Here is a 252-nt window from a genome sequence, read left to right on the forward strand (position 1 = left end):
CGCAAGTATTTTCCGTAGGACGGATGGGAACGCAGCCGGCAGGTGGCCTTATGATGAGCTTCATTGGGGAGTTGGCGAAGCCCCTCCAACTCCTCTTTCAGCGATTCGAGCAGCGTTTCCCGTTCCTTGCGTTGGCGTTCGGCTTCGCTGGGATTGTACACGAGAACATAGCGCTGACGCGCTTCTCCGTCGCCCACGATGATTTCTTTGATATGCAAGTTCTCGCGAACTTGTTGGTAGCGCCCGCGACGG

At 56.7% G+C, this 252-nt stretch carries 1 pseudogene; it reads right to left on the reverse strand.

Annotated features, from left to right (window positions below):
• Positions 1-252 (reverse strand): annotated as a pseudogene (locus I656_RS0117145) (transposase); the annotation flags it as partial.

It is taken from the genome of Geobacillus sp. WSUCF1 (genome assembly GCF_000422025.1).
Taxonomy (GTDB): domain Bacteria; phylum Bacillota; class Bacilli; order Bacillales; family Anoxybacillaceae; genus Geobacillus; species Geobacillus zalihae.